The sequence below is a fragment of the Alphaproteobacteria bacterium genome, from assembly GCA_024244705.1.
In the GTDB taxonomy this organism is placed as follows: Bacteria; Pseudomonadota; Alphaproteobacteria; order JAAEOK01; family JAAEOK01; genus JAAEOK01.
The window spans coordinates 1-799 of sequence record JAAEOK010000015.1 but is presented as its reverse complement, the minus strand read 5'-3'; the positions used below and the strand labels follow the sequence as shown (position 1 = coordinate 799).

Sequence of the window (799 nt, the reverse complement as noted above, 5' to 3'; positions counted from 1 at the left end):
ATAGCTCGGATCAAGTGGCACGTATGCTCCACCCGCAACGAGGACACCTGCATGAAAGTGTAGTATGCCTCTCTGTTAGTGGACTGATACTCCGATATGCAAGTTTGAAAAGGCCCTGCGTACCATAGATGGACGCAATCGCCTCAGCCGAGTCATTGGTCATAAGTAGGCCAACCGTCGAGTCGCCTTCAACCTCCAATACTCGCATTTCTCTTGCCACCTTCTCTGCCATGCTTCGGAGCTCCGTGTACGAGATATTCCGCTTCAGACCTCCATATTCAATCAAAGCTATTGCATTGGGATTTGCCTCGGCTTGATCCAGGAAAAACTCGTGCACCAGCCACCCAGGCTTAGGGCAAGGAGCAGATGTTTTGTTCCACTCCACTAACTGCTTCTGTTGCTCAGCCTGGGTGAGTATGTGAAGGTCCCACACTACCTTGTGTGGGTTTTCTACTGCCATCTCCAGCAGGTTTTTAAAACATTCAAAGATCATGACTACAGTGCTTCGATCAAACAGCTTCGAGTTGAAACGCATAACGCCCTTCATACCATCTTTTCGCAACAACTCCGAGTCAGAAATACGTAACAGAATCAATGTGAGATCCATATTTCTTAAAGGCAGTGGATTTTCCACCACTTTTACCACTGTGACACTCTCACTCCTGCTCTGCTCTTCAGTTTGCCATAGAGACTCGAGCTCCATAGCACTCAAAACTTCAATGTCAGATGAATTCATTTGCTTCAGGCCATCAATCAAAGAATCATCAAGGAGGTTGAGCAAAACCTGTGGGAAGTTGGT

The 799-nt window shown here is 47.2% G+C and carries 1 protein-coding gene; it reads right to left on the bottom strand.

What is annotated here, in order from left to right; genetic code table 11:
• Positions 1–10: 10 nt before the first annotated feature.
• A partial coding sequence (locus GY791_01405) for a hypothetical protein (protein ID MCP4327081.1) occupies positions 11–799 on the bottom strand: 789 nt, incomplete at its 5' end.